19 protein-coding genes are annotated in these 24,495 nt (G+C 70.1%); 9 read left to right on the top strand and 10 right to left on the bottom strand.

From position 1 onward, the window contains the following. Positions 1-8: 8 nt before the first annotated feature. Positions 9-1,019 carry a zinc-binding alcohol dehydrogenase family protein gene (locus tag ACAM57_RS28200; RefSeq protein ID WP_369659738.1) on the top strand — a complete coding sequence of 337 codons (1,011 nt, stop codon included), beginning with the start codon at positions 9-11 and terminating at the stop codon, positions 1,017-1,019. A gap of 4 nt (positions 1,020-1,023) precedes the next feature. Here ACAM57_RS28200 and ACAM57_RS28205 read toward each other — a convergent pair whose 3' ends face one another. Continuing rightward, positions 1,024-2,787 (bottom strand): chloride channel protein, encoded by a 1,764-nt coding sequence (locus ACAM57_RS28205; RefSeq protein WP_184634411.1) that lies wholly within the window; start codon positions 2,785-2,787, stop codon positions 1,024-1,026. Next, entirely contained in the window at positions 2,784-3,209 is a 426-nt protein-coding gene (locus ACAM57_RS28210; RefSeq protein ID WP_369659739.1) for a MarR family winged helix-turn-helix transcriptional regulator, read from the bottom strand. The genes ACAM57_RS28205 and ACAM57_RS28210 overlap by 4 nt, the downstream gene beginning before the upstream one ends. A 73-nt stretch (positions 3,210-3,282) precedes the next feature. Between ACAM57_RS28210 and ACAM57_RS28215 the strand changes: the two genes are divergently transcribed. After that, entirely contained in the window at positions 3,283-3,861 is a 579-nt protein-coding gene (locus ACAM57_RS28215) for a GNAT family N-acetyltransferase (RefSeq protein ID WP_369659740.1), read from the top strand. Here the strand turns inward: ACAM57_RS28215 and ACAM57_RS28220 are convergent. Genes ACAM57_RS28220 through ACAM57_RS28230 form a run of 3 tightly spaced genes read right to left on the bottom strand, consistent with a single transcriptional unit; the run spans position 3,853 to position 7,372 of the window. Next, on the bottom strand, positions 3,853-4,566 hold the full coding sequence (locus ACAM57_RS28220; protein WP_184634408.1) for a sulfite exporter TauE/SafE family protein: 714 nt from the start codon (positions 4,564-4,566) through the stop codon (positions 3,853-3,855). The genes ACAM57_RS28215 and ACAM57_RS28220 overlap by 9 nt on opposite strands. After that, positions 4,563-5,996 (bottom strand): amidohydrolase family protein, encoded by a 1,434-nt coding sequence (locus ACAM57_RS28225; protein WP_369659741.1) that lies wholly within the window; start codon positions 5,994-5,996, stop codon positions 4,563-4,565. Before ACAM57_RS28225 ends, ACAM57_RS28220 begins: the two co-directional genes overlap by 4 nt. A 41-nt stretch (positions 5,997-6,037) precedes the next feature. Then, a complete protein-coding gene (locus tag ACAM57_RS28230) occupies positions 6,038-7,372 on the bottom strand; it encodes a uracil-xanthine permease family protein (protein WP_369659742.1) in 1,335 nt (444 codons plus the stop codon). A 146-nt stretch (positions 7,373-7,518) separates the two neighbouring features. On the opposite strand from ACAM57_RS28230, the gene ACAM57_RS28235 reads away from it, so the two are divergent. Then, the gene (locus ACAM57_RS28235; RefSeq protein WP_369659743.1) at positions 7,519-8,568 is read left to right on the top strand and encodes a LacI family DNA-binding transcriptional regulator; all 1,050 of its coding nucleotides are present in this window, start codon (positions 7,519-7,521) and stop codon (positions 8,566-8,568) included. 9 nt (positions 8,569-8,577) lie between these two features. On the opposite strand, the gene ACAM57_RS28240 is transcribed toward ACAM57_RS28235, so the two are convergent. Continuing rightward, positions 8,578-9,921 carry a sorbosone dehydrogenase family protein gene (locus ACAM57_RS28240; RefSeq protein WP_369662487.1) on the bottom strand — a complete coding sequence of 448 codons (1,344 nt, stop codon included), beginning with the start codon at positions 9,919-9,921 and terminating at the stop codon, positions 8,578-8,580. Positions 9,922-10,081: 160 nt separating this feature from the next. Here ACAM57_RS28240 and ACAM57_RS28245 point away from each other — a divergent pair, with 160 nt between their 5' ends. The 4 genes from ACAM57_RS28245 to ACAM57_RS28260 all read left to right on the top strand — a co-directional run bounded on the left by ACAM57_RS28245 (position 10,082) and on the right by ACAM57_RS28260 (position 15,412). Next, positions 10,082-10,855, top strand: a complete 774-nt coding sequence (locus ACAM57_RS28245) for an alanyl-tRNA editing protein (protein WP_184636642.1) — start codon at positions 10,082-10,084, stop codon at positions 10,853-10,855. Between the two features lie 103 nt (positions 10,856-10,958). Further along, positions 10,959-13,142: a protein-disulfide reductase DsbD family protein gene (locus ACAM57_RS28250; protein ID WP_369662488.1), complete on the top strand. Its 2,184-nt coding sequence runs from the start codon at positions 10,959-10,961 to the stop codon at positions 13,140-13,142. A 107-nt stretch (positions 13,143-13,249) separates the two neighbouring features. Beyond that, entirely contained in the window at positions 13,250-13,942 is a 693-nt protein-coding gene (locus ACAM57_RS28255) for a thioredoxin family protein (protein WP_184634398.1), read from the top strand. 132 nt (positions 13,943-14,074) lie between these two features. Continuing rightward, positions 14,075-15,412, top strand: a complete 1,338-nt coding sequence (locus ACAM57_RS28260) for an MFS transporter (protein ID WP_184634397.1) — start codon at positions 14,075-14,077, stop codon at positions 15,410-15,412. 10 nt (positions 15,413-15,422) lie between these two features. On the opposite strand, the gene ACAM57_RS28265 is transcribed toward ACAM57_RS28260, so the two are convergent. The 4 genes from ACAM57_RS28265 to ACAM57_RS28280 all read right to left on the bottom strand — a co-directional run bounded on the left by ACAM57_RS28265 (position 15,423) and on the right by ACAM57_RS28280 (position 20,514). Then, the gene (locus ACAM57_RS28265; RefSeq protein WP_369659744.1) at positions 15,423-16,784 is read right to left on the bottom strand and encodes a YgcG family protein; all 1,362 of its coding nucleotides are present in this window, start codon (positions 16,782-16,784) and stop codon (positions 15,423-15,425) included. A 193-nt stretch (positions 16,785-16,977) separates the two neighbouring features. Beyond that, positions 16,978-18,405, bottom strand: coding sequence for an aldehyde dehydrogenase family protein (locus ACAM57_RS28270; RefSeq protein ID WP_369659745.1), 1,428 nt, complete (start codon positions 18,403-18,405; stop codon positions 16,978-16,980). A 28-nt stretch (positions 18,406-18,433) separates the two neighbouring features. After that, entirely contained in the window at positions 18,434-19,456 is a 1,023-nt protein-coding gene (locus ACAM57_RS28275) for an alpha/beta fold hydrolase (protein WP_369659746.1), read from the bottom strand. A gap of 170 nt (positions 19,457-19,626) precedes the next feature. Continuing rightward, a complete protein-coding gene (locus tag ACAM57_RS28280; protein WP_369659747.1) occupies positions 19,627-20,514 on the bottom strand; it encodes an alpha/beta fold hydrolase in 888 nt (295 codons plus the stop codon). Between the two features lie 305 nt (positions 20,515-20,819). Here ACAM57_RS28280 and hemE point away from each other — a divergent pair, with 305 nt between their 5' ends. Both hemE and ACAM57_RS28290 read left to right on the top strand, forming a co-directional pair. Beyond that, positions 20,820-21,929 carry a uroporphyrinogen decarboxylase gene (gene hemE, locus ACAM57_RS28285; RefSeq protein ID WP_126021608.1) on the top strand — a complete coding sequence of 370 codons (1,110 nt, stop codon included), beginning with the start codon at positions 20,820-20,822 and terminating at the stop codon, positions 21,927-21,929. Between the two features lie 477 nt (positions 21,930-22,406). Then, entirely contained in the window at positions 22,407-24,482 is a 2,076-nt protein-coding gene (locus ACAM57_RS28290) for a primosomal protein N' (protein ID WP_369659748.1), read from the top strand. Positions 24,483-24,495: the final 13 nt, after the last annotated feature.

Here is a 24,495-nt window from a genome sequence, read left to right on the forward strand (position 1 = left end):
GCCCTCCCATGAAAGCCATCGGCTACTACCAGTCCCTCCCCATCGAGAACCCCGAATCGCTGCAGGACATCGAGCTGCCCGCACCCGTGCCCGTCGCGCGCGACCTGCTGGTGCGCGTGAAGGCGGTGTCGGTCAACCCCGTGGACACCAAGGTCCGCAAGAACGCCGCGCCCGAGGCCGGCCAGGCCAAGGTGCTGGGCTGGGATGCGGTCGGCACGGTCGAGGCCGTCGGCGCCGGCGTGAAGAACTTCAAGGTCGGCGACCGCGTGTACTACTCGGGCTCGATCATCCGCCCCGGCACCAATGCCGAGCTGCACGCGGTGGACGAGCGCATCGCCGCCCTCGCCCCAAAGAGCCTCGACGACGCGCAAGCCGCCGCGCTGCCGCTGACCACCATCACCGCGTACGAACTGCTGTTCGACCGCCTGCGCGTACCCAAGAGCGGCGGCGAAGGCCAGACGCTGCTGGTCACCGGCGGTGCCGGCGGCGTGGGCTCCATCCTCATCCAGCTCGCGCGCCAGCTGACGAAGCTGCGCGTCGTCGCCACCGCCTCGCGCGCCGAGACGCGCGCCTGGTGCCTGGAGCTGGGCGCGCACGCGGTCATCGACCATTCGAAGCCGCTGGCCGCCGAGCTGAAGGCCGCCGGCATCGGCGAGGTCGACATGGTCGCCAGCCTCACGCAGACCGACCAGCACTACGCGCAGATCATCGAAAGCCTCAAGCCCCAGGGCCAGCTCGCGGTGATCGACGACATGAAGGTGCTCGACGCGATGCCGCTGAAGACCAAGTGCATCTCGCTGCACTGGGAGATGATGTTCGCGCGCTCGCGCTTCGAGACGCCCGACATCGCCGAGCAGGGCGCGCTGCTGGCCGAGGTGGCCGCGCTGGTGGACGCGGGCCGCATCCGCACCACGGCCAACGCAAGCTTCGGCACCATCAACGCCGCGAACCTGCGCCGCGCCCACGCGCTCATCGAGAGCGGCAAGGCGCAGGGCAAGGTGGTGCTGGCGGGGTTCTGATGAACTAGGACTGCCAGGGCAGCCCGCGCATGCGCTCGCGCTTTTCCTCTTCGTCGAAGTGCGCGAGCGACGGCTTGATGAGGTCGCTGCGCGCCACGATGCCCACCAGCGCGAACGACTGCGCGTCCTTCACCACCGGCAGGCGCTCCAGCCGGTGGCGCGCGAGCCGCGTGGCGACGGCCCGGCAGTTCTCGCCGGGCAGCGCGAAATAGAGCGGCACGTCGGCGCAGGCGTCGCCCACCGTGGCGATGGGGTCGCGCGTGCCGCGCGCGGCGAGCATGGCGCGATCGGCCACGCCGATCACCGCGCCATTGCGCAGCACCGGGAAGGCGCGGTGCGCCTGCCCCTCGCCGAAGTATTCGAACATCGCCTGCGCCAGCGGCATGGCGGCGTCGATGCTGCGCACCTCGCGCGTCATCACCTCTTCCACCGAGTGCCGCTCCAGCGGATCGATGCCGTACTCGCGGTAGATGTGATAGCCGCGGCGCGCGATCTTCTCGGTGAGGATCGAGCGGCGCATCGTCAGCACGGTGAAGCCGTAGGCCACGGCCGAAGTGGCCAGCAAGGGCAGCAGCGCGTTGCTGTCGTGCGTGAGCCCGAAGGCGAAGATGGTGGCGGTGAGCGGCGCGCGCATCACGCCACCCAGCGTGGCCGCCATGCAGACCAGCGGCCACAGCATCGGGTCGTTGCCGGGCAGCACGTGCGACAGCACCACGCCGAGGCCCGCGCCCATCATCAGCAGCGGCGCGAGCACGCCGCCCGAGGTGCCCGAGCCCAGCGAGATGACCCAGATCACGGCCTTCACCGCCAGCAGCGCGACCACCACGCCGAGCGCCAGGTGGTTGTGCAGCAGGTCGCCGATCACGTCGTAGCCCACGCCCAGCGCGCGCGGCTGCAAGTAGCCGCCGATGCCCACCGCGAGGCCGCCGATGGCGGGCCACCACATCCAGTGCACCGGCAGCTTGCCGAACCAGTCTTCCACCTTGTAGAGCGAGATCGACAGCGATGCCGCGAGCGCGCCGCACAGCACGCCCGCGATCACGCACGACAGCATGGCGAGCGGGCCGGGCGCGGCCGTCTGCAGCGGAAAGAGCGGGCCCGGGTCCATCAGCAGCGGCCGCGCGAAGCCCGCCACCGCGCAGGCCACGGCCACCGGCAGCAGGCTGCGCGGGCGCAGCTCGAAGAGCAGCAGCTCCACGGCCAGCAGCACGGCCGCCACCGGCGTGCCGAACACCGCCGTCATGCCCGCGGTGGCGCCCGCCACCAGCAGCGCCTTGCGCTCGGCCGCGGTGAGGTGGAAGTGCTGCGCGATCAGCGAGCCGATGGCGCCGCCGGTCATGATGATCGGCCCCTCCGCGCCGAAGGGCCCGCCGCTGCCGATGACGATGCCCGACGAGAGCGGCTTGAGCAGCGCCACCTTCGGCGACATGCGGCTCTTGCCGAACAGGATCGCCTCGATGGCCTCGGGAATGCCATGGCCGCGGATCTTGTCGGAGCCGTAGCGCGCCACCAGCCCGACGATGAGCCCGCCGATCACCGGCACCACGATGACCCAGGCGCCCAGCGTGTGCGTGGCCGGCGAGCGGTCGGCCAGCGAGAAGGTCTGGAAGAAGAACAGGTTGGTGAAGAAGCGGATCAGGTCGAGCAGCACGCGCGCGGCCACCGTGCTCACGGCGCCGATGACGGCGGCCATGACGGTGATGCGCATCAGGCGCGTGTTGAGCGCGAAGTCGCCGCGCGGCGGATGGGAGGTGGCCTTGGAGCTCATGGATTTTCCGGAAGATCGATCTGCGGCACGTCGAACACGCCTTTCAGCGAGCGCAACTCCGCGCGGTGGAGTTCAGCCAGCCTCGACAGCAGCTTCTCGCCCTTGGCGAGGAGATGCACTTCCACCTGCCGGCGATCGGTTTCGCTGGGCCTGCGCTGCACCAGTTCGAGCGCCTCGCAGCGCGTGACCAGCGCGACCGCGCCATGGGGCTGCAGTTGCAGGCGCTCGGCGATTTCGCCCACCGAGGCCCAGTCGCGCCCCGGCACGCCCTTGATGTGCAGCAGCACCAGGTATTGCTGCGGCGTGAGGCCCTCGGCCTGCGCGGCGCGCTCGGAGAAGCGCTCGAAACGGCGCATCTGGTAGCGGAACTGGGAAAGCGCCTCGAAGTCCTTCTTGGCGAGCTTGCGGGGTGTGGGAACCATGGCGGTGCGGTGGGCGGAACGGCCGCGAATATATCACGTCATGACATAAATGCCGTGCGACACAATCGGCCGCATGACCACCCGCATCATCGAAACCGACACGCCCCGCCTGCGTCTGCGCCAATGGCGCGACAGCGACCTGGCCCCCTTCTTCGAACTCGCGGGCGACCCGCTGGTGATGGAGTTCCTGCTGCCGCTGCCCACGCGCGCCGACAGCGACGCGGCGGTCGCGCGCACGCGCTCGCGCATCGACGAGAACGGCTGGGGCTTCTGGGCGGTGGAGCACAGGGAATCGGGCGAGTTCATGGGCTTCACCGGCCTCAACTCGCCGTCGGCCGAGCTGCCCTTCTCGCCCTGCGTGGAGATCGGCTGGCGCTTCGCGCGCAAGTGGTGGGGCCACGGCTATGCGAGCGAAGCGGCGCGCGCCGCGCTGCAGGTGGGCTTCGAGCGGCTCGGGCTGGAGGAGATCGTCGCCTTCACCGCCTGGAACAACACCCGCTCGGCGGCGGTGATGCAGCGCATCGGCATGACGGAGGACGCGGACGGCGCCTTCGACCATCCGCTGGTGCCCGAGGGGCACGCGCTGCGGCGGCACAGGCTCTACAGGCTGGGCCGCGCAGCCTGGCGGGCCGCGCACGGCGATTCAGAATGAATGCAGCAGCAGGGCCGCGCCCGACACGATCGCGAACACCTGCACGAAGACGCGCAGCACCCGCCCGTTGATGTGCCGGTGCACCACGCGGCTGAGCACGGCGCCCACCACCAGTGCGGGCAGCAGTTGCGCGGCAGCCTGCAGTTGGGAGCCGTCGATGCGTCCCGCTGCCATCAGTGTGACCAGCGACACCAGCTCGCCGACGAGAAAGCACAGCGCGATGGTCGAGCGCATGGAGGGCGCCGGCTGGTGCTGGTAGACCAGCGCCAGCGGCGGACCGCCGATGCCGGTCGCGGTTTCGGTGATGCCGGTGACGAGGCCGGCCGCCACGAAAGCGCCGCGCCCCGGCGAGAAGGCCGGCATCAGCAGCGTCACCAGCGCCGCCGCGATGGTCGATGCGCCGACGAACAGCGACAGGTGGCTCGCGCTCAACGCCGCCAGCACCCAGAGCCCGCCGGCGGTGCCAAGCAGGCGCCCCCCGCTGATCCAGCCGGCGCCGACACGGTCGATCGCGCCGCGCTCACGCCACATCACGTAGAAATTCAGCGGAAGCATCAGCACCAGCACGCACACCGGCAGCAGGTCGGGGCGCACGATGCCGATCACCGGCGCGGCGATCAGCGCGAAGCCGACGCCGGTCGCGCCCTGCACGAAGGCGGCGAACAGCACGGCTGCGGAGACGAGAAGAAGGTGCTGCGCGCTCACTGCAGACCCAGCCCAAGCCCACCTTCGGCGCGCGCGCGGCAAAGGCGCCGATGCTCGGCCGCCGTCGGATGCAGGCGCAGGATGGGCGCGCGGTCCATCGCCGCATGCGCGATCTCCGCGAGCCGGCGCTGCAGCGCCCGGGCGTCCCAGTCGGGCGGCCATCCCTCCCACAGGCGCAGGCGGCCGGCCACGAATACGGCGCTGATCTGGTCGCGGTTGCCCAGGCGCACCAGGTCCCAGGTGAGATCGACGGAAGTGCACATTTCGGGCGTGTCGACGTCGACGATCAGGAAGTCGGCGTGCTTGCCCGCCGCGATCTCGCCGGTCAGGTGGTCCAGGCCCACGGCGCGCGCGCCTTCGTGCGTGGCGTGGTCGAACCAGATCCAGCCGCCCCCGCTCGACGCATCGCCGATGGCCAGGCCGAAGGCCAGCTTCTGCGCGGCCTCGGCCGCGTCCATCAGGCGGAAGGCGTCGCTGCGCGTGGCATCGGTGCCGAGGCCGAAGCGGATGCCCATGGCCGCCATCAGGTTCGCGGGCGCCACGGCGTTGCCCTTCCACTGGCTGGCGACGGGGTTGTAGCTCACGGCGGTGTCGGTGTCGCGCAGCAGCACGAGTTCGGACGGCGTGACGAGCGTGCCGTGCGCGATCAGCACCTGCGGGCCCAGCGCGCCCAGCCGGGCGAGCAACTCGAGCGGCCGGCAGCCGCGCTGGACCACCGAGCGCTCGACCGACGCGAGGTGCTCGTTGACGTGCGTCTGGAAGATGGCGCGCGCTTCGGCGCACAGGGACGAGACGCCGGCAAGCATCTCGTCGGAGGCAGCCTCGGGCACCGAGATGGCGAGCGACGGATGGACCAGCCCCTCGCGCGGCCAGCGGCCCAGGAAGTGTTCGGCCCGCGCCAGGATCTCCCGACGCTCGCCGGCGCTGCTGTCGTTGCCGCCGTCGTTGCAGATCAGGCCGAGCACGCAGCGCAGCCCCGCTTCCTGCACGGCGGCCGCGATCGCGCCGATGTCGCCCGGCGCACGCGTGCCCGCGTCGCAGACGGTGGTGAAGCCGCCGCGCAGCGATTCGAGCGCCGCGAGCTTGGAGGCCAGGTAGACGAACTCGTCGTCCAGGCTGGATTCGAGCGGCACCCACACGCGGCGGAAGATCTCGGACGGCTCGCCATAGGCCAGCGACTTGCCGAAGGACTGCGTCAGGTGATGGTGCGCGTCGATCATGCCGGGCATGAGCAGCTTGCCGGGAAAGGCCAGCGGCGTGAGATGAGGGTGGCGCGCGGCAAGGACGCCGGCGGGGCCGACATCGCGGAACAGTCCGCCGGCCACCAGCACGGCATGGCCGGTGGCCGGGCCGTCGCGCAGCATCAGGTGGTCGGGAACGAGCAGCAGCTCGTCGGCCGCGAGCATCGCGGCATCGAGTTCAGGAGACATGGTGAAGAGAGGAGAAAGAGAAAGAGGAAACGTGGCCCGGCTCATGCCTGCGAAGCAGGCGCCATCTCGGTGCGCTCCGCGTGGACGCGGTTGAAGACCATGTTGAGCACCACCGCCGTGAGCGAGCCCATCGCCAGGCCGTTGCCCAGCACCAGCTGCAGCGTGTCGGGAAAGCGGCTGTAGAGCCCCGGCACGACGATGGGCAGCAGGCCCATGGTCAACGCGCCGGCCAGCACGAACATGTTGCCGCGCTCGTGCAGGTCGACCTTGCGCAGCATGTCGATGCCCATCGTGCCGATGATCGCGAACACCACCATCGCGGTGCCGCCCACCACGGCCGAGGGAATGGCGCTGGCCAGCCGGCCCAGCGGCGCCGACAGCGCGATGAGGATCAGGATCGCACCCGCCGTGGCAGTGACGTAGCGCGAGCGCACATTGGTGGCGCGCACGATGCCGATGTTCTCGCCGCTGGTGATGATCATCGACGTGCCGAACAGCCCGCCCGCCAGCGACACCAGCGCATCGCCGCGGATGGTGCGCGGCACGGCTTCGCGCGGATCGATCCTGCGCCCGACCACCTCGGCCACCGCCACCGTCTGGCCCGTGGCCTCGACCATCGAGATCACGCTGAAGATCAGCAGCGGCACGGCCGCCACCACGTCGAAATGCGGCATGCCGAAGGGCAGCAGCGTCGGGGCGCTCCAGAGCGGGCCGGCCGCGACGGAGCCGAAATCCATCAGCCCGCAGGCCGCCGCCAGCAAGGTGCCCGCCAGCAGCCCCAGCAGCACCGCCAGTTGGCCGAGCATGCCCTTGAAAAGCCGCGCGAACAGCACCGTGAAGCCGATGGTCGCCAAGGCCAGCCCGATGTTCGCGGGATCGGCGAAAGTGGGCGAGCCGGCCTTGCCCGCGATGATGCCGCCGTACACCTTCACCAGGTTGATGGACACCAGCAGCAGCAAGGTGCCGATGACGATCTTCGGAAAGTAGCGCAGGCAGCGCGCGAACACCGGCAGCACCAGGAAATAGAACAGCGCGGTGAGGATCACCGCGCCGGAGGCGGTCTGCAGGTCGCGCTGCTGCGCGATGGTCACGAACATCACGATGGGCGCCCCGCCCGGCACCATGACGAAGGGCAGCCGCGCCCCGAACTTCCACGGTCCGAAGGATTGCAGCAGCGTGCCCACGCCGCACAGCAGAAAGGTGGCGCTGATCAGGTTGACCGTGAGGGCGGCGGTCAGGCCCAACGCCTTGGCCACCAGGAAAACGGAGGTGATGGGCACGGCAGCCATCACCAGCACATGCTGCAGGCCGAACAGGAGCAGTTGCGAAACGGGCAGCACGGCGTCGACGGCAGGAGCGTCGGATACACGGGACATGATCGAATCCTTTGACCGGATTGGCGCCCAAATCGATTTGGGCGTGCTCGCAAAAAAATCCGCCGAGGCGGGTGAAGTACATTCCGGGACAACGCGCCCAAAACGATTTGGGAATTGAAGCATCGGTTTTTGAAAAGGTCAACGGGATGAGTACCGAGCCATCGCCGCGAGCGAACATCAAGGACGTGGCGCGCGAAGCGGGCGTATCGCCCACCACCGTCTCGCATGCGCTCAACGCCCGCGGCCAGGTGGACGCCGAAACCCGCGCGCGCGTCGAGAAGGCCGCCCTGAAGCTCGGCTACCGGCCCAACCGCAACGCGCAGCGGCTGCGCACGGGCGAGGCGCACATGATCGTGCTGTTGTCGTCGATGCCGTTTGCCGTGGCGGGCGGCCCTTCGAGGCTCGGCTTCCTCATGGAAGTGGCGGCCGTGGCGGCTTCGGCCGCGCTCGACCGGAACCTGGCCCTGGTGCTGGCGCCACCCATGGAAACGGGGCGCGTGCCGATGGAACTGCTCGACGTGGACGGAGCGCTGGTCATCGAGCCCTCCGCCGGAGACCCGAACATGGACTACCTGCTGCGGCGCGGCCTGCCGGTGGTCGCGATCGGCAAGCCCGCCGAGGCGGCCGGAGGCGCCGAAAGCGGGACGGCCCTGCCGCCCTACGTCGACATCCATTCGGGCGACACCACCCGGCTGCTGCTGGAGCATCTGCACACGCAGGGCGCGCGCAGGATCGCGATGATCCTGGGCTCGGCGCAGCGCAACTCCTACGTGGAAGGCCAGGCCGCCTACCTCGCGTTCGCCGCCGCGCACCGGCAGGCGCCGCTGCTGTCGCTGGTCGACGAGGCGAAGGGCGAAAGCGGCGGCCGCGACGCCGCGCTGGCGCTGCTGGCGGCCCACCCCGACATCGACGCCTTCTGCGTGCCGGTGGATGCGTTCGCCACGGGCGCGGTCGCGGCGGTTCTGGAGACCGGCCGGCGCATTCCCGAGGACGTGATGGTCGCCACCCGCTACGACGGCCTGCGCGCCCGCACCAGCGTGCCGCCGCTCACTGCCGTGGACCTGCACCTGGACGAGGTGGCGCAGCAGGCCATCGCGCTGCTCTTCGACCACCTGCGCGGAGACACGGCGACGCGCAAGGTCGACGGGCCGGCGGCGCAGCTCGTGCCGCGGCTGTCGTCGGCCCGCCGGGGGTGAACTTGAAGGCTACTTGGCCTTCGACACCCGCCACACGGTGTTGCCCACGTCGTCCGCCACGATCAGCGCGCCGGCCTTGTCGAGCGCCACGCCCACCGGCCGGCCGTGCGCCTTCTCGTCGGCGCTCAGGAAACCGGTCAGCACATCGATCGGCGGCCCGCTGGGCTTGCCGCCGATGAAGGGCACGAACACCACCTTGTAGCCCGACTTGGGCTTGCGGTTCCACGAGCCGTGCTCGCCGATGAAGGCGCCGCTGGCGAACTGCTCGGGCATGCCGCCCGGGCGCGAGAAGGCCATGCCCAGCGGCGCGACGTGCGAGCCCAGCGCGTAGTCGGGTGCGATGGCCTTGGCGACCATCTGCGGGTTCTGCGGCTGCACGCGCGCGTCGACCACGCCGCCGTAGTAGCTCCATGGCCAGCCGTAGAAGGCGCCGTCCTTCACCGAGGTGAGGTAGTCGGGCACGAGGTCGCTGCCGATCTCGTCGCGCTCGTTCACCACGGTCCACAGCACCTGGGTGTCGGGCTCCCAGCCCATGCCGTTGGGGTTGCGCAGGCCGCTGGCGAAGAGGCGCTTCTCGCCCGACTTCGTGTCGACCTCCCAGATGGCGGCGCGGCCCTCCTCGGCCGGCAGGCCGTTCTCGCCGATGTTGCTGTTGGAGCCGACCGTCACGTAGAGCTTGCTGCCGTCGGCGCTGGCGATGACGTTCTTGGTCCAGTGGTGGTTGATGCCGGCGGGCAGCTGCGTCACCAGCGTCGGGCTGGCGGTGATGGAGGTCTGGCCCTCGGTGTAGGGCACCTTCACCAGCGAATCGGCGTTGGCGACGAAGAGTTCGTTGCCCACCAGCACCATGCCGTAGGGGGAGCGGAGGTTGGCCATGAACACCTGCTTCACCTCGGCGACGCCGTCGCCATCGGCGTCGCGCAGCAGGGTGATGCGGTTGGCGCTGGGCACGCCCGCGCCGGCGCGGCCCATGACCTTGCCCATGACCCAGTTGCGGATCTTCGCGACGGGGCCGCTGCCGCCGTCGTTGCTGTCGGCGGGCTTGGGCGGCTTGTTGCTCTCGGCCACGAGGATGTCGCCGTTGGGCAGCGTGTAGACCCAGCGCGGGTGGTCGAGGCCGCGCGCCAGCGCCGTCACCTTCAGGCCTTCGGCGGGAACGGGCGTCGCGGTGTCGGTCCAGCCGACTGCGGGGGCGACATTGACGGTGGGAATCAGGGTCTTGTTCGGCTCGGCCAGCTGCGGGCGGGGGCCGGTCGTCAGCTCGGGCGAGAGCTTGGCGGCCTCGCCGCAGCCGGCCACGAGCAACGCGGCCGCCAGGGCCAGGGCGCCGGCCTGCGGCCATGAATACGGCATGCGGGTGGGTGCTTGCTGCTGTTTTTCCATGCGTGATCCTTCGCGCGACGGCATGCCGCACATCGCCATCTTCCCCAGCCCGGCGGGCCCGGGAGTGTCGGCCGTGGGCGCTTTCTGGCGTGGGCGCACCTCATTCGCGCATCGCCGCTACCATCGCCGGATGACCGACGACCTGTTCCGCGCCGACGCCTACCTGCGCAGCTGCGACGCCCGCATCGTGCGAATCGACGACACCGGCATCGTGCTGGACCGCACCGTGTTCTACCCGCTGGGCGGCGGACAGGCCGGAGACAGCGGCGTGCTGGCCCTGGCCGACGGGCGCGAAGTCGTCGTTGCCGACACCCGCAAGGCCAAGGACGCGGAAGGCCAGCCGACCGACGAATTCATCCACGTGCCGGCCCCGGGGCAGGACGAACTGCTGGCCGCGCTGAAGCCCGGCGACGCGCTCACCGCCCGCATCGACTGGGAGCGCCGCCACCGCCTGATGCGCTTCCACACCGCCACCCACCTGCTGTGCCACCTGGTGCCCCAGCCGGTGAACGGCTGCTCCATCACGCCCGAGTACGCGCGGCTCGACTTCCACATGACCGATCCGCTCGACAAGGACTCGCTGACGGCCGGCCTGGCCCGGCTGGTCGAGGCGGCCCATCCGCTGACGGTCGGCGCCATTACCGACGAGGAGCTCGACGCCAACCCGGCGCTGGTCAAGAGCATGAGCGTGCAGCCGCCGCGCGGCACGGGCACGGTGCGCACCATCCGCATCGGCGGAACCGGCGAGGGCCAGACGGCTATCGACTTCCAGCCCTGCGGCGGCACGCATGTTGCAAACACCGCCGAGATCGGGGCGGTGGTGGTCACCAAGATAGAGAAGAAGAGCGCCAACAGCCGACGCGTGGTGCTGGGCTGGGGCTCGCAAGCCGCCACGGCGGCCTGAACCAAGCCCCGGAACTTCGCCCCCACCGATTGCTCCGACTGACGGCATGATCTTCCCGCGCATCCAATTCGCTACGCTTCTGATAGCAACAGCCGCAGCCAGCATGCCGGCGCTGGCGCAATCGACACCCGAACTGGGGTCCAGGCCGGGCGCCGTGGTCACCACCCCCCATGTGCGCGCCGAACTCGTCGCCCATGCTCCCGACGGCGTGACACCCGGCGCCCCGGTCTGGGTCGGCCTGCAGATCGCGCACCAGCCCGAGTGGCACACCTACTGGAAGAACGCCGGCGATTCCGGCCTGCCCACCGAGATGACGTGGACGCTGCCGGCGGGCGTGTCCACCGGCGAGATCGCATGGCCGGCGCCGAAGAAGATCCCGGTCGGCAGCCTCGCCAACTACGGTTACGAGAACACCGTGCTGCTGCCAGTGCCGCTGGAGGTGTCCACGCTCTACAAGCCGCCGGTGGCGCTGGGCGGCACCCCGGCGATGGACATCCAGCTCAAGGCCTCCTGGCTGGTCTGCCGCAAGGAATGCATTCCCGAGGAGGGCACCTTCACGCTGGCGCTGCCGCTGCAGGGCTCAACCGCGCTGCACAAGGCCGAGTTCGACACCGCCCTCGCCGCCCGCCCGCAGCCGCTGGCCAGGCCGGGCGCCGTCGAGGTCGACGGCCACAGCCTGAAGGTGCGGCTCGAGGGCCTGCCCGCCGCCGCGCAGGGCAAGACGCTGGAGTTCTTCCCCGAGACACCCGAGGTGATCCGCACCGCGGCCGTCTCCGGCAAGGACTGGTCCCAATCCTGGCAAGGCGACACCTGGACCGCCACGATGCCGCTGGCCGACCAGCGCAGTGCCAGCCCCACCGTCATGCCGGTGGTGGTGACGCTGCCCGAGGCCGACCGGCAGGCCGGCCAGCCGGTGGCATGGCGCGCCGAGCCGCCGGTTTCGGGCGCCTGGCCCGCGGCCGCCGCGCCGCGGGCAGCCGAGGTTTCACCAGCGCTGCAGGCCGCGCTCGCGGCCAATGCCGCGAATGCCGGTGCGGCAAAGGCCGCCGAACTGCCCGCCCCGTCTTCCACCACCTTCCTGGCCGCGCTGCTGGGCGCCCTGTTCGGCGGCCTGCTGCTGAACCTGATGCCCTGCGTGTTCCCGATCCTCGCGATCAAGGTGCTGGGCTTCGCGCGGCAGGCCGGCAACGCCAGCGCGCACCGCAAGGCCGGGCTGGCCTACACGGGCGGCGTGATGCTGTCATTCCTCGCGCTCGGCGGCGGCATGCTGGCGCTGCGCGCGGCCGGCGCCGGGCTGGGCTGGGGCTTCCAGCTGCAGTCGCCGGGCGTGGTGGCTGCTCTTGCCGCACTTTTCACGCTGATCGGGCTGAACCTCGCGGGCGTTTTCGAATTCGGCCGCGCCGCGCCCTCCTCGGTGTGCAGCGCGCAGGCCAGGCATCCGCTGGCCAACGACTTCCTTTCGGGCGTGCTCGCCGTGGTCATCGCATCGCCCTGCTCCGCGCCGTTCATGGGGGCCTCGCTCGGTTTCGCCATCGGCCTGCCGGCGGCGCAGGCGCTGCTGCTGTTCGTGGCGCTGGGCTTCGGGCTGGCGCTGCCGTACCTGGTGGCCGGTTTCGTGCCTGCCGTTGCCTACCTGCTGCCCAAGCCCGGCCCGTGGATGGGCACGCTGCGCCGCCTGCTGGCCTTCCCGATGTTCGCCACCGTGGCCTGGCTGGTGTGGGTGCTCGGCCAGCAAAGCGGCATCGACGGCGCCGGCACGCTGCTGGCGCTGCTGGTGTGCATGGCCGCCATCGTCTGGGCGCTCACGCTGCGCGGGCGCACGCGGCTGGTGATCGCGGGCGTGCTGATCGCCTTCACCGCCGTGCTCACCGCCGCCATCGGCCGCAACGTGCTGCAGGTGGTTGAGCCCGCGAAGCTGGCATCGGCCGCCACGAAGGACGGGGCCGGCCAGCGCTGGCAGCCCTGGTCCGCCGAGCGCGTGGCGCAGTTGTCGGATGCGGGCCGGCCGGTCTTCATCGACTTCACCGCCGCATGGTGCGTGACCTGCCAGTACAACAAGAAGAGCACCCTGTCCGACGAACAGGTGCTGGCCGACTTCGACGCCAAGAAGGTCGCGATGCTGCGCGCCGACTGGACCCGCCGCGACCCCGCCATCACCGCCGCGCTCACCGCGCTGGGCCGCAGCGGCGTGCCGGTGTACGTGCTGCAGGCGCCGGGCAAGCCGCCCGTCGTGCTGACGGAGATACTGGGCAAGGACGAGGTCCGCGCCGCTATCGCCGCCCTTTGACGCCGCCCTTTGACCACCAGCGTGACATGGGTTGTCACAAGCACTTGAAGGAACCGTTCTAAGCTGCAGTTGTTGTTTGGAATTTTGTCTTGGAGTTCAAGCTGGCCATGTCTCTCTCGCCAACCGCCGACTCGCGTTCCTTCCGCGCCGCGCGCAACGCCCGCGCCGCCCTGAGCCGGGCCTCCCGCCGTGCCGTCGTCGCCGCCGCCGTGGCGCTGGGCGCCACCTTCCTGATGGGCGGCAATGCCGCCGCAGCGCCCGCCGTGGGCCAGCAGGCGCCCGATTTCGTGGCCGTCGACACCACCGGCGCCAAGCACAAGCTGTCCGATTTCGCGGGCAAGTTCGTGGTGCTCGAATGGACCAACCCCGGCTGCCCCTTCGTGCGCAAGCACTACGGCAGCGGCAACATGCCCGCCACGCAGAAGGCCGCCACCGACAAGGGCGTGGTGTGGCTGGCCATCAATTCCACCGAGCGCGCCGCCACCGACTACCTCAAGCCCGAGGCGCTCGATGCCTGGATGAAGTCGCAGAAGGCCGCGCCCACCGCCGTGCTGATGGACGAGGACGGCCTCATCGGCCAGGTCTACGGCGCGCGCACCACGCCGCACATCTTCATCATCGACCCCAAGGGCACGCTGGTGTACGCGGGCGGCATCGACAGCATCGCCTCGGCGCGGGTGGACGACATCAAGACCGCGACCAACTACGTGAACCAGGCCCTGGGCGAGGCCTTCGGCGGCAGGCCGATCTCGGCTGCCGCCACGCGGCCCTACGGCTGCTCGATCAAGTACAAGACCTGACGGCCGGGCAATTGGCCACACCCGCCGCGCGGCGGGTGACAGCTACCTGACCGCCGCAGTCAGGTAGCGGTCGGGGAGCCGCTACTACCCTTGGGCGAGCACATCGCCAGTACTGCCCAAGGGGACAACAAGATGAATCCTGCGCCCAGCGCCGCGCAAAAGGGCAACGCTGCCCGCGCCTCCACCGCTTCCTCCTCCAAGTTCGCCACCGTCCTGCGCGTGACGGGCGGCAACTTCATGGAGATGTTCGACTTCTTCCTGTTCGGCTTCTACGCCACGCAGATCTCGAAGGCCTTCTTCCCGGCCGGCAACGAGTTCGCCTCGCTGATGCTGACCTTCATGACCTTCGGCGCCGGCTTCCTGATGCGGCCGCTGGGCGCGATCTTCCTGGGCGCCTACGTCGACCGCGTGGGCCGCCGCCAGGGCCTGATCGTCACGCTCGCGCTGATGGCGCTGGGCACGCTGCTGATCGCCTGCGTGCCAGCCTACGCGACCATCGGCCTCGCGGCCCCGGTGCTTGTGCTCATCGGCCGGCTGCTGCAGGGCTTCTCGGCCGGCGTGGAGCTCGGCGGCGTGTCGGTGTACCTGTCGGAGATGGCGACACCGGGCCACAAGGGCTTCTACGTGAGCTGGCAGTCGGCCAGCCAGCAGGTGGCCATCGTCGTGGCGGCCGCGCTGGGCTACTGGCTCAACGTGACCTTCACGCCGCAGGAGATCGGCGACTTCTACTGGCGCATTCCCTTCTTCGTGGGCTGCCTGATCGTGCCGGTGCTGTTCATCATCCGCCGCTCGCTGCAGGAGACCGAGGAGTTCATGGCGCGCAAGCACCGCCCCGACGCGCGCGAGATCTTCCGCTCGATGGTCGCCAACTGGGGCCTGGTCATCGCCGGGATGATGCTGGTGTCGATGACCACCGTGTCGTTCTACCTGATCACCGTCTACACCCCCACCTTCGGCAAGGCCGTGCTGCACCTGAGCACCACCGACGCGCTGATCGTCACGCTGTGCGTGGCCATCTCCAACTTCTTCTGGCTGCCGGTCATGGGCGCGCTGTCCGACCGCGTGGGCCGCAAGCCGCTGCTGATCGTGTTCACGGTGCTGACCATCCTCACGGCCTACCCGGCACTCAAGTGGCTGGTGGGCGCGCCGAGCTTCGCGCGCATGCTCGAAGTGGAACTGTGGCTGTCGTTCCTGTACGCGAGCTACAACGGCGCGATGGTGGTCGCGCTCACCGAGGTGATGCCGGTCAACGTGCGCACCGCCGGCTTCTCGCTGGCCTACAGCCTGGCCACCGCGATCTTCGGCGGCTTCACGCCGGCCATCGCCACGGGGCTTATCGAGATGACCGGCGACAAGGGCGCGCCGGGCCTGTGGATGACGGGCGCCGCAGTGTGCGGCCTGATCGCCACGCTGGTGCTGTACCGCCGCAACGTGAATCCGGCCGACGCCGGGCGCGTACCGGTGGTCTGATCGACGGCTACTACCAGCTGCCCGAGGCGCCGCCTCCGCTGCTGGAGCCGCCTCCGCCGGACGAGGAGCTGCCCGACGAACTGCTGCCACTGCTGCTCGAAGAACTGCTCGACGAGCCGCTGCTCCAGCCGCTGTCGGAGTTGTCGCCATCGCTGCTGCCCGAGCCGAAGATCGGGAACACGAACATGAACAGCAGCGCCAGCACGGTCGCGACGGCCACCGGGATCCACGTCTCGCCTGGGAACGGTCCGGGCTCGGTGATCGCCACCGCTGCAACGGCCACGCCCGCCACCACGATCCAGCGGATCACGAAGCCCCACGCGCTGCCGTCGCGCCAGGTGTTGCGGACGCCGAAGACGATGACCGTGGCCAGCAGGCCCGCGCCGCCGATGCCCAGCGCCCACAGGAAGCCGGGCCAGAAGGCCTCGCCGCCGACCATGAAGGCGATGCACGCCAGCGCCGCGATCACCGCCGCGATGCCGCCGAGCACATAGGCCACCTCCTTCACGCGGCCGCAGAGGTAGCCGAGGCCGTAGAGGAAGAGCGCGGGAATCGCCAGGGCCATTGCCATGAACGGGTTCAGCAGCATGGCCGCCCCGCCCAGCGGACCCGCGCCGACCAGGCCGAGAACGAGCCGCCAGTCGCGCGGCCTGGCGGGCGCTTCGGGTTCGATCTCCCGCAGCGCCTGCGCCCAGGGCTCGGGCCGCTGCACACGGCGACCGCGCTTGCCCGAACGCTTGCCGCGCGAAGACGGCCGCGCGGCGCGGCGGCGCGTGCCGACCAGCGGCCCCGCGCCCAGCCCATGCCACGCCCCCACGCCGATGCTCCACAGCATGACGCCGAGGAAGGCCTTGCCTTCGGGCGTGAGCCCCCCGCCGGATGCCGCCGGCACAGGGCCTTCGTCCACCGGCAGCGGCGAGGGCGAGCTGTCCGATGCGAGCGTGTCCGGCAATGCCGCCGGCGCGCCGATCAACCGCGACAGCGCGCGCACCGCGTCCTTCAGGCCGGCCGCGTAGTCGCCCTCGCGAAAGCGCGGCACCATCTGCCGGTCGATGACGGAGGACGCCTGGATGTCGGTGATCGTGCCTTCGAGGCCCTTGCCGACCTCGATGCGCATCCTGCGGTCCTTCAGCGCGACGAGCACCAGCACGCCGTCGTCCTCGTCCTTGCGGCCCAGCTTCCAGCGCGCGAACACGCGCGTGGCGTATTGCTCGATCGCCTCCTGGCCCGTCGTCGGCACGATCAGCACCGCGAGCTGCGCCTGCGTGCTGCTCTCGAGCTCCGAGATGTCGTTGCGCAGCGCGTCGGCATCGCCCGCGCTCAGCGTGTTCGTGAGATCGACCACGCGCGTCTTCATCGGCGGCACGGGCACGAGGGCCGTCTTCGTCTGCGCGAATGCCGGGCATGAGCCGAGCGCGATGCACAGCAAGATCGGGACGCAGAAGAGCCATGCCCAGGCCCTCGATTGCCTCCTGCCGGCGTTCAACGCGACGGAAGCGGATTTTGTAGAAAGCATGAGGCAGGATAGCGCCTGCCCCAACCCTCCTTGCCGCCCCCGCGCGGCTTCAGCCCGGCTGCGCGACAGCCACCGTCTTCGGCTCCAGGAAAGCCTCCATGCCGAAGAGCCCGAACTCCCTGCCGATGCCCGACTGCTTCACGCCTCCGAAGGGCGCGCTCAGCTCGGGCGTGACGCGGTTGACCAGCACCGTGCCGGCGCGCAGCCTCGAAGCCACGTTCAACGCGCGTTGCTGCTGCGAGGAGAAGACATAAGCCTGCAGGCCGTACGGCGAGTCGTTGGCGATCTCCACCGCTTCGTCCTCGCCGTCGTAGCCGATCACCGAGAGCACCGGCCCGAAGATCTCCTCGCGCGCGATGTCCATGTCGTTGCGCACGTTCGCGAACACGGTGGGGCGCACGAACCAGCCCTTGTCGAAGCCTTCCGGGCGCCCTTCGCCGCCGGCCACCAGCGTCGCACCCTGTTCGAGCCCGCGTCGGATGTAGCGCTGCACGCGCTCGAACTGCGCCTTGCTCGCCAGCGGCCCGACCGCGGTGGCGGGGTCCCGCGGATCGCCCACGCGCATGGCTTCAGCCGCCGCGCGCAAGAGCTCGATGGCCTGCGCCATCCGCGCGTTCGGAATCAGCAGCCGCGTGCCCGCCACGCAGGCCTGGCCGTTGTTCATGAAGGCCGCGCCCAGCGCCATGGGCAGCACCGTCGGCAGGTCGGCATCGTCCAGCACCACGGTGGCCGACTTGCCCGAGAGCGCGAGGCTCACGCGCTTGAGCGTGTCCAGGCCCGCGCGTGCGATGAGCTTGCCGGTGGCCGTGGAGCCGGTGAACGAAATCTTGGCGATGGCCGGATGGGTGGCGATCTCGTCGCCCACGTCGCCGCCGCGCCCGAGCAGCACGTTGACCGCGCCCGCCGGCAGGCTGGCCTCGTGCAGCGCCTCGGTCACGACCTGTGCCTGCAGCGGACTGAACTCGCTGGGCTTGATCACCGATGCGCAGCCCGCGGCGATGGCCGAGGCCAGCTTGCTGCAGATGCTCCCGGCGGTGCTGTTCCAGGGCGCGATGAGGCCGGCGACGCCGACCGGCTCCATGCGCACGATGGCGTCGCCCATGCGGCGCTCGAACTCATAGCCCTCCAGCATCCGCGCCGTGTCGGCAAAACACTGCGAGGCGTAGTTGCTGACCCATCGCGAGCGGGCCAGCGGACCGCCGTACTCCTCGATGGTGGCTTCGCAGATCTGCTCGGTGCGCGCGAGCACGGCGGCTTCGAGGCGCCTGAGCATGTCGATGCGCTGCGCCTTGGTACTGGCCGCCAACACTGGCTGCGCCCGGCTCGCGGCTTCGATGGCGCGCTTCGCGTCGTCTCGGTTCGCCAGCGTCACGGTGCCGATAGGCTGGCCGGTGGCCGGGCTGACGATCTCCAGCCGCTCGCTGCCCTGCACGGGCACGAAGGCGCCGTCGATGTAGGCCTGATGGATGTTCCACATGGCGATTGCTCCTGAGTTCCAGGCTTCATCAGCCTCGCGCGGCGTCGATCACGGCCTTCGTGAAGGCCTCGGGCGCTTCCTGCGGCAGGTTGTGGCCGATGCCGCCGCTGACCAGCCGATGCTCGTAGCGCCCCGAGAACTTCTTCGCATAGGCGCTGGGCTCCGGATGCGGCGCGCCGTTGGCGTCGCCTTCGAGCGTGATGGTGGGCACGCCGATCACCGGCGCCTTGGCGAGCCGGTCCTCCAGCGCCTGGTACTTCGCCTCGCCTTCGACGAGGCCGAGTCGCCAGCGGTAGTTGTGGACCGTGATCGCCACGTGGTCGGGGTTGTCCAGCGCCACGGCGCTGCGGTCGAAGGTGGCCGCGTCGAAGTTCCACTTGGGCGACGCCGTCTGCCAGATCAGCTTGGCGAAGTCGTGGCGGTTCTTCTCGTAGCCCGCGCGGCCGCGCTCGGTCGCGAAGTAGTACTGGTACCACCACTGCAGCTCGGCCTGCGGCGGCAGCGGCACCTTGCCGGCCTCCTGGCTGCCGATGAGGTAGCCGCTCACCGACACCAGCGCCTTCACGCGCTGCGGCCACAGCGCGGCCATGATGCAGGCCGTGCGCGCGCCCCAGTCGCAGCCGGCGACGGTGGCGACCTGGATCTTCAGCGCGTCCATCAGCGCGATGATGTCCACCGCGACCACCGACTGTTGCCCGTTGCGCGGCGTGTCCGCCGACAGGAAGCGCGTGGTGCCGTAGCCGCGCAGGTACGGCACGATGACCCGGAAGCCCGCCGCCGCGAGTGCCGGAGCCACGTCGACGAACATGTGGATGTCGTAGGGCCAGCCATGCAGCAGGATCACCGGCGCGCCGTCGGCCGGACCCGCCTCGTAGTAGCCGATGCTGAGCGTGCCGGCATCGATGCTCTTGAGCGGCTCGAGGCGCCTGGAAGACGAGCCTGTGGCCGCCTGCGCGAAGGCCGGCGTGAGCGCTGCGAGCTGCGCGGCCGCGGCACCGAGGGCCGTTGCGGCGAGAAAGTTTCTGCGGGGCAGTTGGAACGACGTTGACATTGGAATTTCCTGAGTGACTGAGGGTGGAGGGGTTGGCGGACCCGAATGTCGCCCCTCCGACCGCCGTTCTCCCGGCCCTGCGTATCGCTGTGTATCTGCCGCTGTCTTTTCAACAAAACATTTCGTTCTTCGGGCCCGTGTGCCGATGAGCCGACGCGCTCACGAGTGCGTCATGCAGGGGCGTGCACCCGCCCCAGAAAGGCCCGCATCAACGCCTCCACCTCGTCGAGATGAGTTTCCAGCAGCCAATGGCCGCCGTCGAGCAGATGGAACTCGGCCTCGGGCAAGTCGCGGAGGTACGCGCGCCCTGATTGCTCCGGCATGTAGTGATCCTGCAGGCCCCACACGATCAGCGTGGGTGGGCGGTGCGTGGCGAGGTACTTTCGGTGCCGCGGGAACCAGGCGCGGTTCTCCTTCAGCCCCGCGATCAGGTCGACCGCTACCTCCTTGCGCTCCGGCGTCATCAGCGACCAGTGCAGCTTCCACAGGTCGGGCGGAATGCGTTGCGCGAGCTCGGGGCGCACCGCGTTCAGAAACTCCTCCTTGAAGATCTCTTCGGTGATCGCCTTGGACAGCTGCTCGCGCATCTGCCGCGCGGGCAGCGTCCAAGTCTGCTCGATCTCGGCGTACTTGGGCCCCAGCGCGTCCTCGTAAGGGATGTCGCCGTTCTGGATGACGAGGGCCGCCACGCGCTCGGGCGCCATGATCGCCAGGCGCGCGCCGATCGGCGAGCCGAAGTCGTGCAGGTAGAGCGCGAAGCGCTGGATATCCAGCGCCTTCACGAAACGGTCGAGAAAGGCCGCGTAGCCGTCGAAGCTGTAGTCGAAGTCTTCCGGCGTGGCGCTGTAGCCGAAGCCCGGATAGTCGGGCGCGACCAGCCGCCAGCGGTCGGCCAGCCTCGGCATGAGCTCGCGGAACTCGTAGGACGAGCATGGGTAGCCGTGCGGAAGCAGCACGGCGGGCGCATCGGCCGGACCGGCTTCGCGATAGAAGGTGTCGACCTCGCCCAGCTGGATGCGGCGATGCCGCACGCGGGTATCCACCTGACGTGTGTTCATGCGTGATCTCCTGTGCCGGGTTGATTCATCCGCCGCAGGCTAGGAGCGCCTTCACGCATCGCGGGTCGGCTCGGTCGCACCCGTGCCGTAGGCCAATGCCGAGGCCCGGGCAAAGGCCGGCGGGCATCACACCAGCCGCAGCCCCCCATCGCACTCGACGACCGTCCCCGTGGTGTAGCCGTTCTCGAGTCGCCGGCCTGCGAGGCGTCGCTGCCGTGGGAGGCCGCGCACGACGGCGATCCGGGGTTGCAGTGGCCAAATCGGTCGCCTGGGAGGCCAGGACACACCCCTGCGACAATCGCCCGATGCCCTTCGCCCCCCTGCAAAACGACACTTTCCTGCGAGCCTGCTGGCGCCAGGCCACCGACCACACGCCCGTCTGGCTGATGCGCCAGGCCGGCCGCTACCTGCCGGAGTACGTGGCCACCCGCGCCAAGGCGGGCAGCTTCATGGGGCTTGCCACCAACACCGGCTACGCGACCGAGGTCACGCTGCAGCCGCTGGAGCGCTATCCGCTGGACGCTGCCATTCTTTTCTCCGACATCCTGACGGTGCCCGACGCGATGGGCCTCGGCCTGTCGTTCGAGGCCGGCGAGGGCCCTCGCTTCGCGCGCCCGGTGCGCGACGAGGCGGCGGTGGGGGCGCTAGAGGTGCCCGACATGGAAAAGCTGCGCTATGTGTTCGACGCCGTGGCCTCGATCCGCAAGGCTCTGAACGGCCGGGTGCCGCTGATCGGCTTCACGGGCAGCCCGTGGACGCTGGCCTGCTACATGGTGGAAGGCGCGGGCTCCAGCGACTACCGGCTGGTCAAGAGCATGCTCTACGGCCGCCCCGACCTGATGCACCGCATCCTCGCGGTCAACGCCGACTCGGTGGCCGCGTATCTCAACGCCCAGATCGACGCCGGCGCGCAGGCCGTGATGGTGTTCGACAGCTGGGGCGGCGTGCTGGCCGACGGCGCCTTCCAGGAATTCAGCCTCGCCTACACGGCCCGCGTGCTGGCCGGCCTGAAACGCACCGGCGCCGACGGCCAGCCGGTGCCGCGCATCGTCTTCACCAAGGGCGGCGGCCTGTGGCTGGACGACATGCGCGCGCTCGACTGCGAGGTGCTGGGCGTGGACTGGACCGTCAACCTGGGCGCCGCGCGCCGCAGGGTCGCAGAGGGCACGGACGGCACGGCCAAGGCGCTGCAGGGCAACATCGACCCGAACGTGCTGTTCGCGCCGCCCGCGCAGATCGAGGCCGAAGTGGCCAAGGTGCTGGAAGCCTTCGGCAAGCCGCATGCCGACCGCACGACCCAGGGCCCGACGCACATCTTCAACCTGGGCCACGGCATCAGCCAGTTCACGCCGCCGGAGCACGTGGCGGCGCTGGTGGCCGCGGTGCACGCGAAGTCGCGGGCGATGCGTGGCTGAAATTGTTATCGGCCTGAACCGGTCGGCGCAGGCGCAGCAGCCTTGAGAAGTCGGCCCGCGGCCGTTTGTCAAGCGCAAAAACGGTATATGCATCCGCACTTATGCACAAAACACGTGTTGCAGTGCGCAAGATTTCCGGGTTACCCATCTTCCTTGCTTCCAAAGAGATAGCAAAGCTAAGTCGTTGATTTATATAGAGTTTGAACTTTGCTTTTTTTCCGGGCAATCCAGCCGGAGCCTTGATTTTCAAGGCTTGGCAGCGAGTCCAGCCCGCTTGTCAACAAAGTTATCCACAGGAACTCTGGATGAGGCCCAAAGCGCTGAAAAATCAACGACTTAAGCGCCCTTGCTCGAAGACTTTTTAACAAACCGCCCCAAGAAGGACTTCCCATCTCCACCGCCGGACTGCCTCTCGACGAGCCCCTCCAGCCGACGAACGGCGCCCCGCCGGCGCTGCCGTGGCGGCTCGACATCGCCGTGCAGACGCCCGCGCACGCCGCGCTCGGCGACCTGCTGAGCTACGCCGGCGCCGAGCCGATGCCGCCCGGCACGCTGGTGCGGGTGCCGCTGGGCAAGCGCGAGGTGCTGGGCGTGGTCTGGAACGAGCCGGTATCGCTCGTGGGCGCCGAGCCCGACATGGCACTCAAGCCGGTGGGCGCGGCGCTCGACGCGCTCGCGCCGCTGGGAGAGGGCTGGCGCGACCTCGTGGCTTTCGCCGCGCGCTACTACCAGCGCTCCATCGGCGAGATCGCGCTGGCCGCCCTGCCGCCGCAGCTGCGCGACCTGTCGACGGCGCAGCTCGCGCGCCGGCTCAAGCGCAAGAGCGCGGCCGGGCCGGTGGCGCAGACGGCCGAGTCGTCGAACCCGGTGGCGCTGAGCGCCGAGCAGACCGCCGTGCTGGCGCGCATCGAGGAGGGAACAGGCACCTTCCTGCTGGCCGGCAGCACCGGCAGCGGCAAGACGGAGGTGTACCTGCGCTGCGTGGCCGACCTGCTCGCGCGCGAGCCCGGGGCTCAGGCGCTGGTGATGGTGCCCGAGATCAACCTCACGCCGCAGCTCGAAGCCCGCTTCAAGGCGCGCTTCGGCGACGAGGCGGTGGTGTCGCTGCACAGCGGCATGACCAACCCGCAGCGCCTGGCGAGCTGGCTCGCGGCGCACAGCGGCGCGGCGCGCATCGTGCTGGGCACGCGCATGGCGGTGTTCGCGTCGATACCGGCGTTGAAGCTCATCGTGGTCGACGAGGAACACGACCCCAGCTACAAGCAGCAGGAAGGCGCGCGCTATTCCGCGCGCGACCTCGCCGTGTGGCGCGGCCAGCGCGAAAAGGCCCGGGTGATCCTGGGCTCGGCCACGCCCTCGCTCGAAAGCTGGCACCAGAGCCGCCCCGCCGAGGGCGAAGACCCCGGCGGGCGCTACGTGCGGCTGGCCATGCCCTCGCGCATCGGCGCGGGCGAGCTGCCGGCCGTGCGGCTGGTCGACATGAACCTGCAGCCGCCGAAGACGGTGATCTCGGGCGCGCTGCTCGACGCGATCGGCCAGCGCATCGCGCGCGGCGAGCAGAGCATGATCTTCCTCAACCGGCGCGGCTATGCGCCGGTGCTGGCGTGCGGCGACTGCGGCTGGAAGAGCGAATGCCCGCACTGCAGCGCGTACCGCGTGTTCCACAAGATGGACCGCACGCTGCGCTGCCACCACTGCGGCTTCACCGAGCGCGTGCCGCGCGCCTGCCCGGCCTGCGGCAACCCCGACATCGCGCCCGTGGGCCGCGGCACCGAGCGGCTCGAGGAGCATCTGGCAGAGCTGTTCTCGTCGGTGAAGCGGCCCGACGGCAGTGCGGTTCGCATCGCGCGCATCGACGCCGACAGCACCAAGAAGCAGGGCGCGCTCGAATCGCAGCTCGCGGCCGTGCACGCGGGCGAGGTCGACGTGCTGGTGGGCACGCAGATGATCGCCAAGGGCCACGACTTCCGCCGCATCACGCTGGTGGCCGCGGTGAACCCCGACGGCGCGCTGTTCTCCAGCGACTTCCGCGCGCCGGAGCGGCTCTTCAGCCTGCTGATGCAGTCGGCCGGCCGCGCGGGCCGCGACGCCGCGTACCTCGCGGCGCAGGGCGCAACGGCCGAGATGTGGATCCAGACGCACCACGCGCAGCACCCGCTCTTCATGGCGCTGCGCAGGCACGACTACACCGCCTTCGCCGCGCAGCAGCTCGACGAGCGCCGCGCCGCCGGAATGCCGCCCTTCGCGTTCCAGGCGCTGCTGCGGGCCGACGCGCGCGAACAGTCGGTGGCGCAGGGTTTCCTGAACACGGCGGCCGACCAGTCCGAGTCGCTGCCGGGCGCGGACGTGGTCACACGCTATCCGGCGGTGCCGCTGGCGATACAGCGCGTGGCGAACGTGGAGCGCGCGCAGATGCTGATCGAAAGCCCCTCGCGCGCCGCGCTGCAGAAGCTGCTTGCGGCGTGGCAGCCGCTGCTGCACGAACTGAGGCGAACGCCGCAGGGCAAGGGCGTGATCCGCTGGCTGATCGACGTCGATCCGCACAGCATCTGAGCGTGCGGGCGCG

Origin of the sequence: Variovorax sp. V15 (assembly GCF_041154425.1) — a bacterium.
GTDB classification, from domain to species: Bacteria; Pseudomonadota; Gammaproteobacteria; order Burkholderiales; family Burkholderiaceae_C; genus Variovorax; species Variovorax guangxiensis.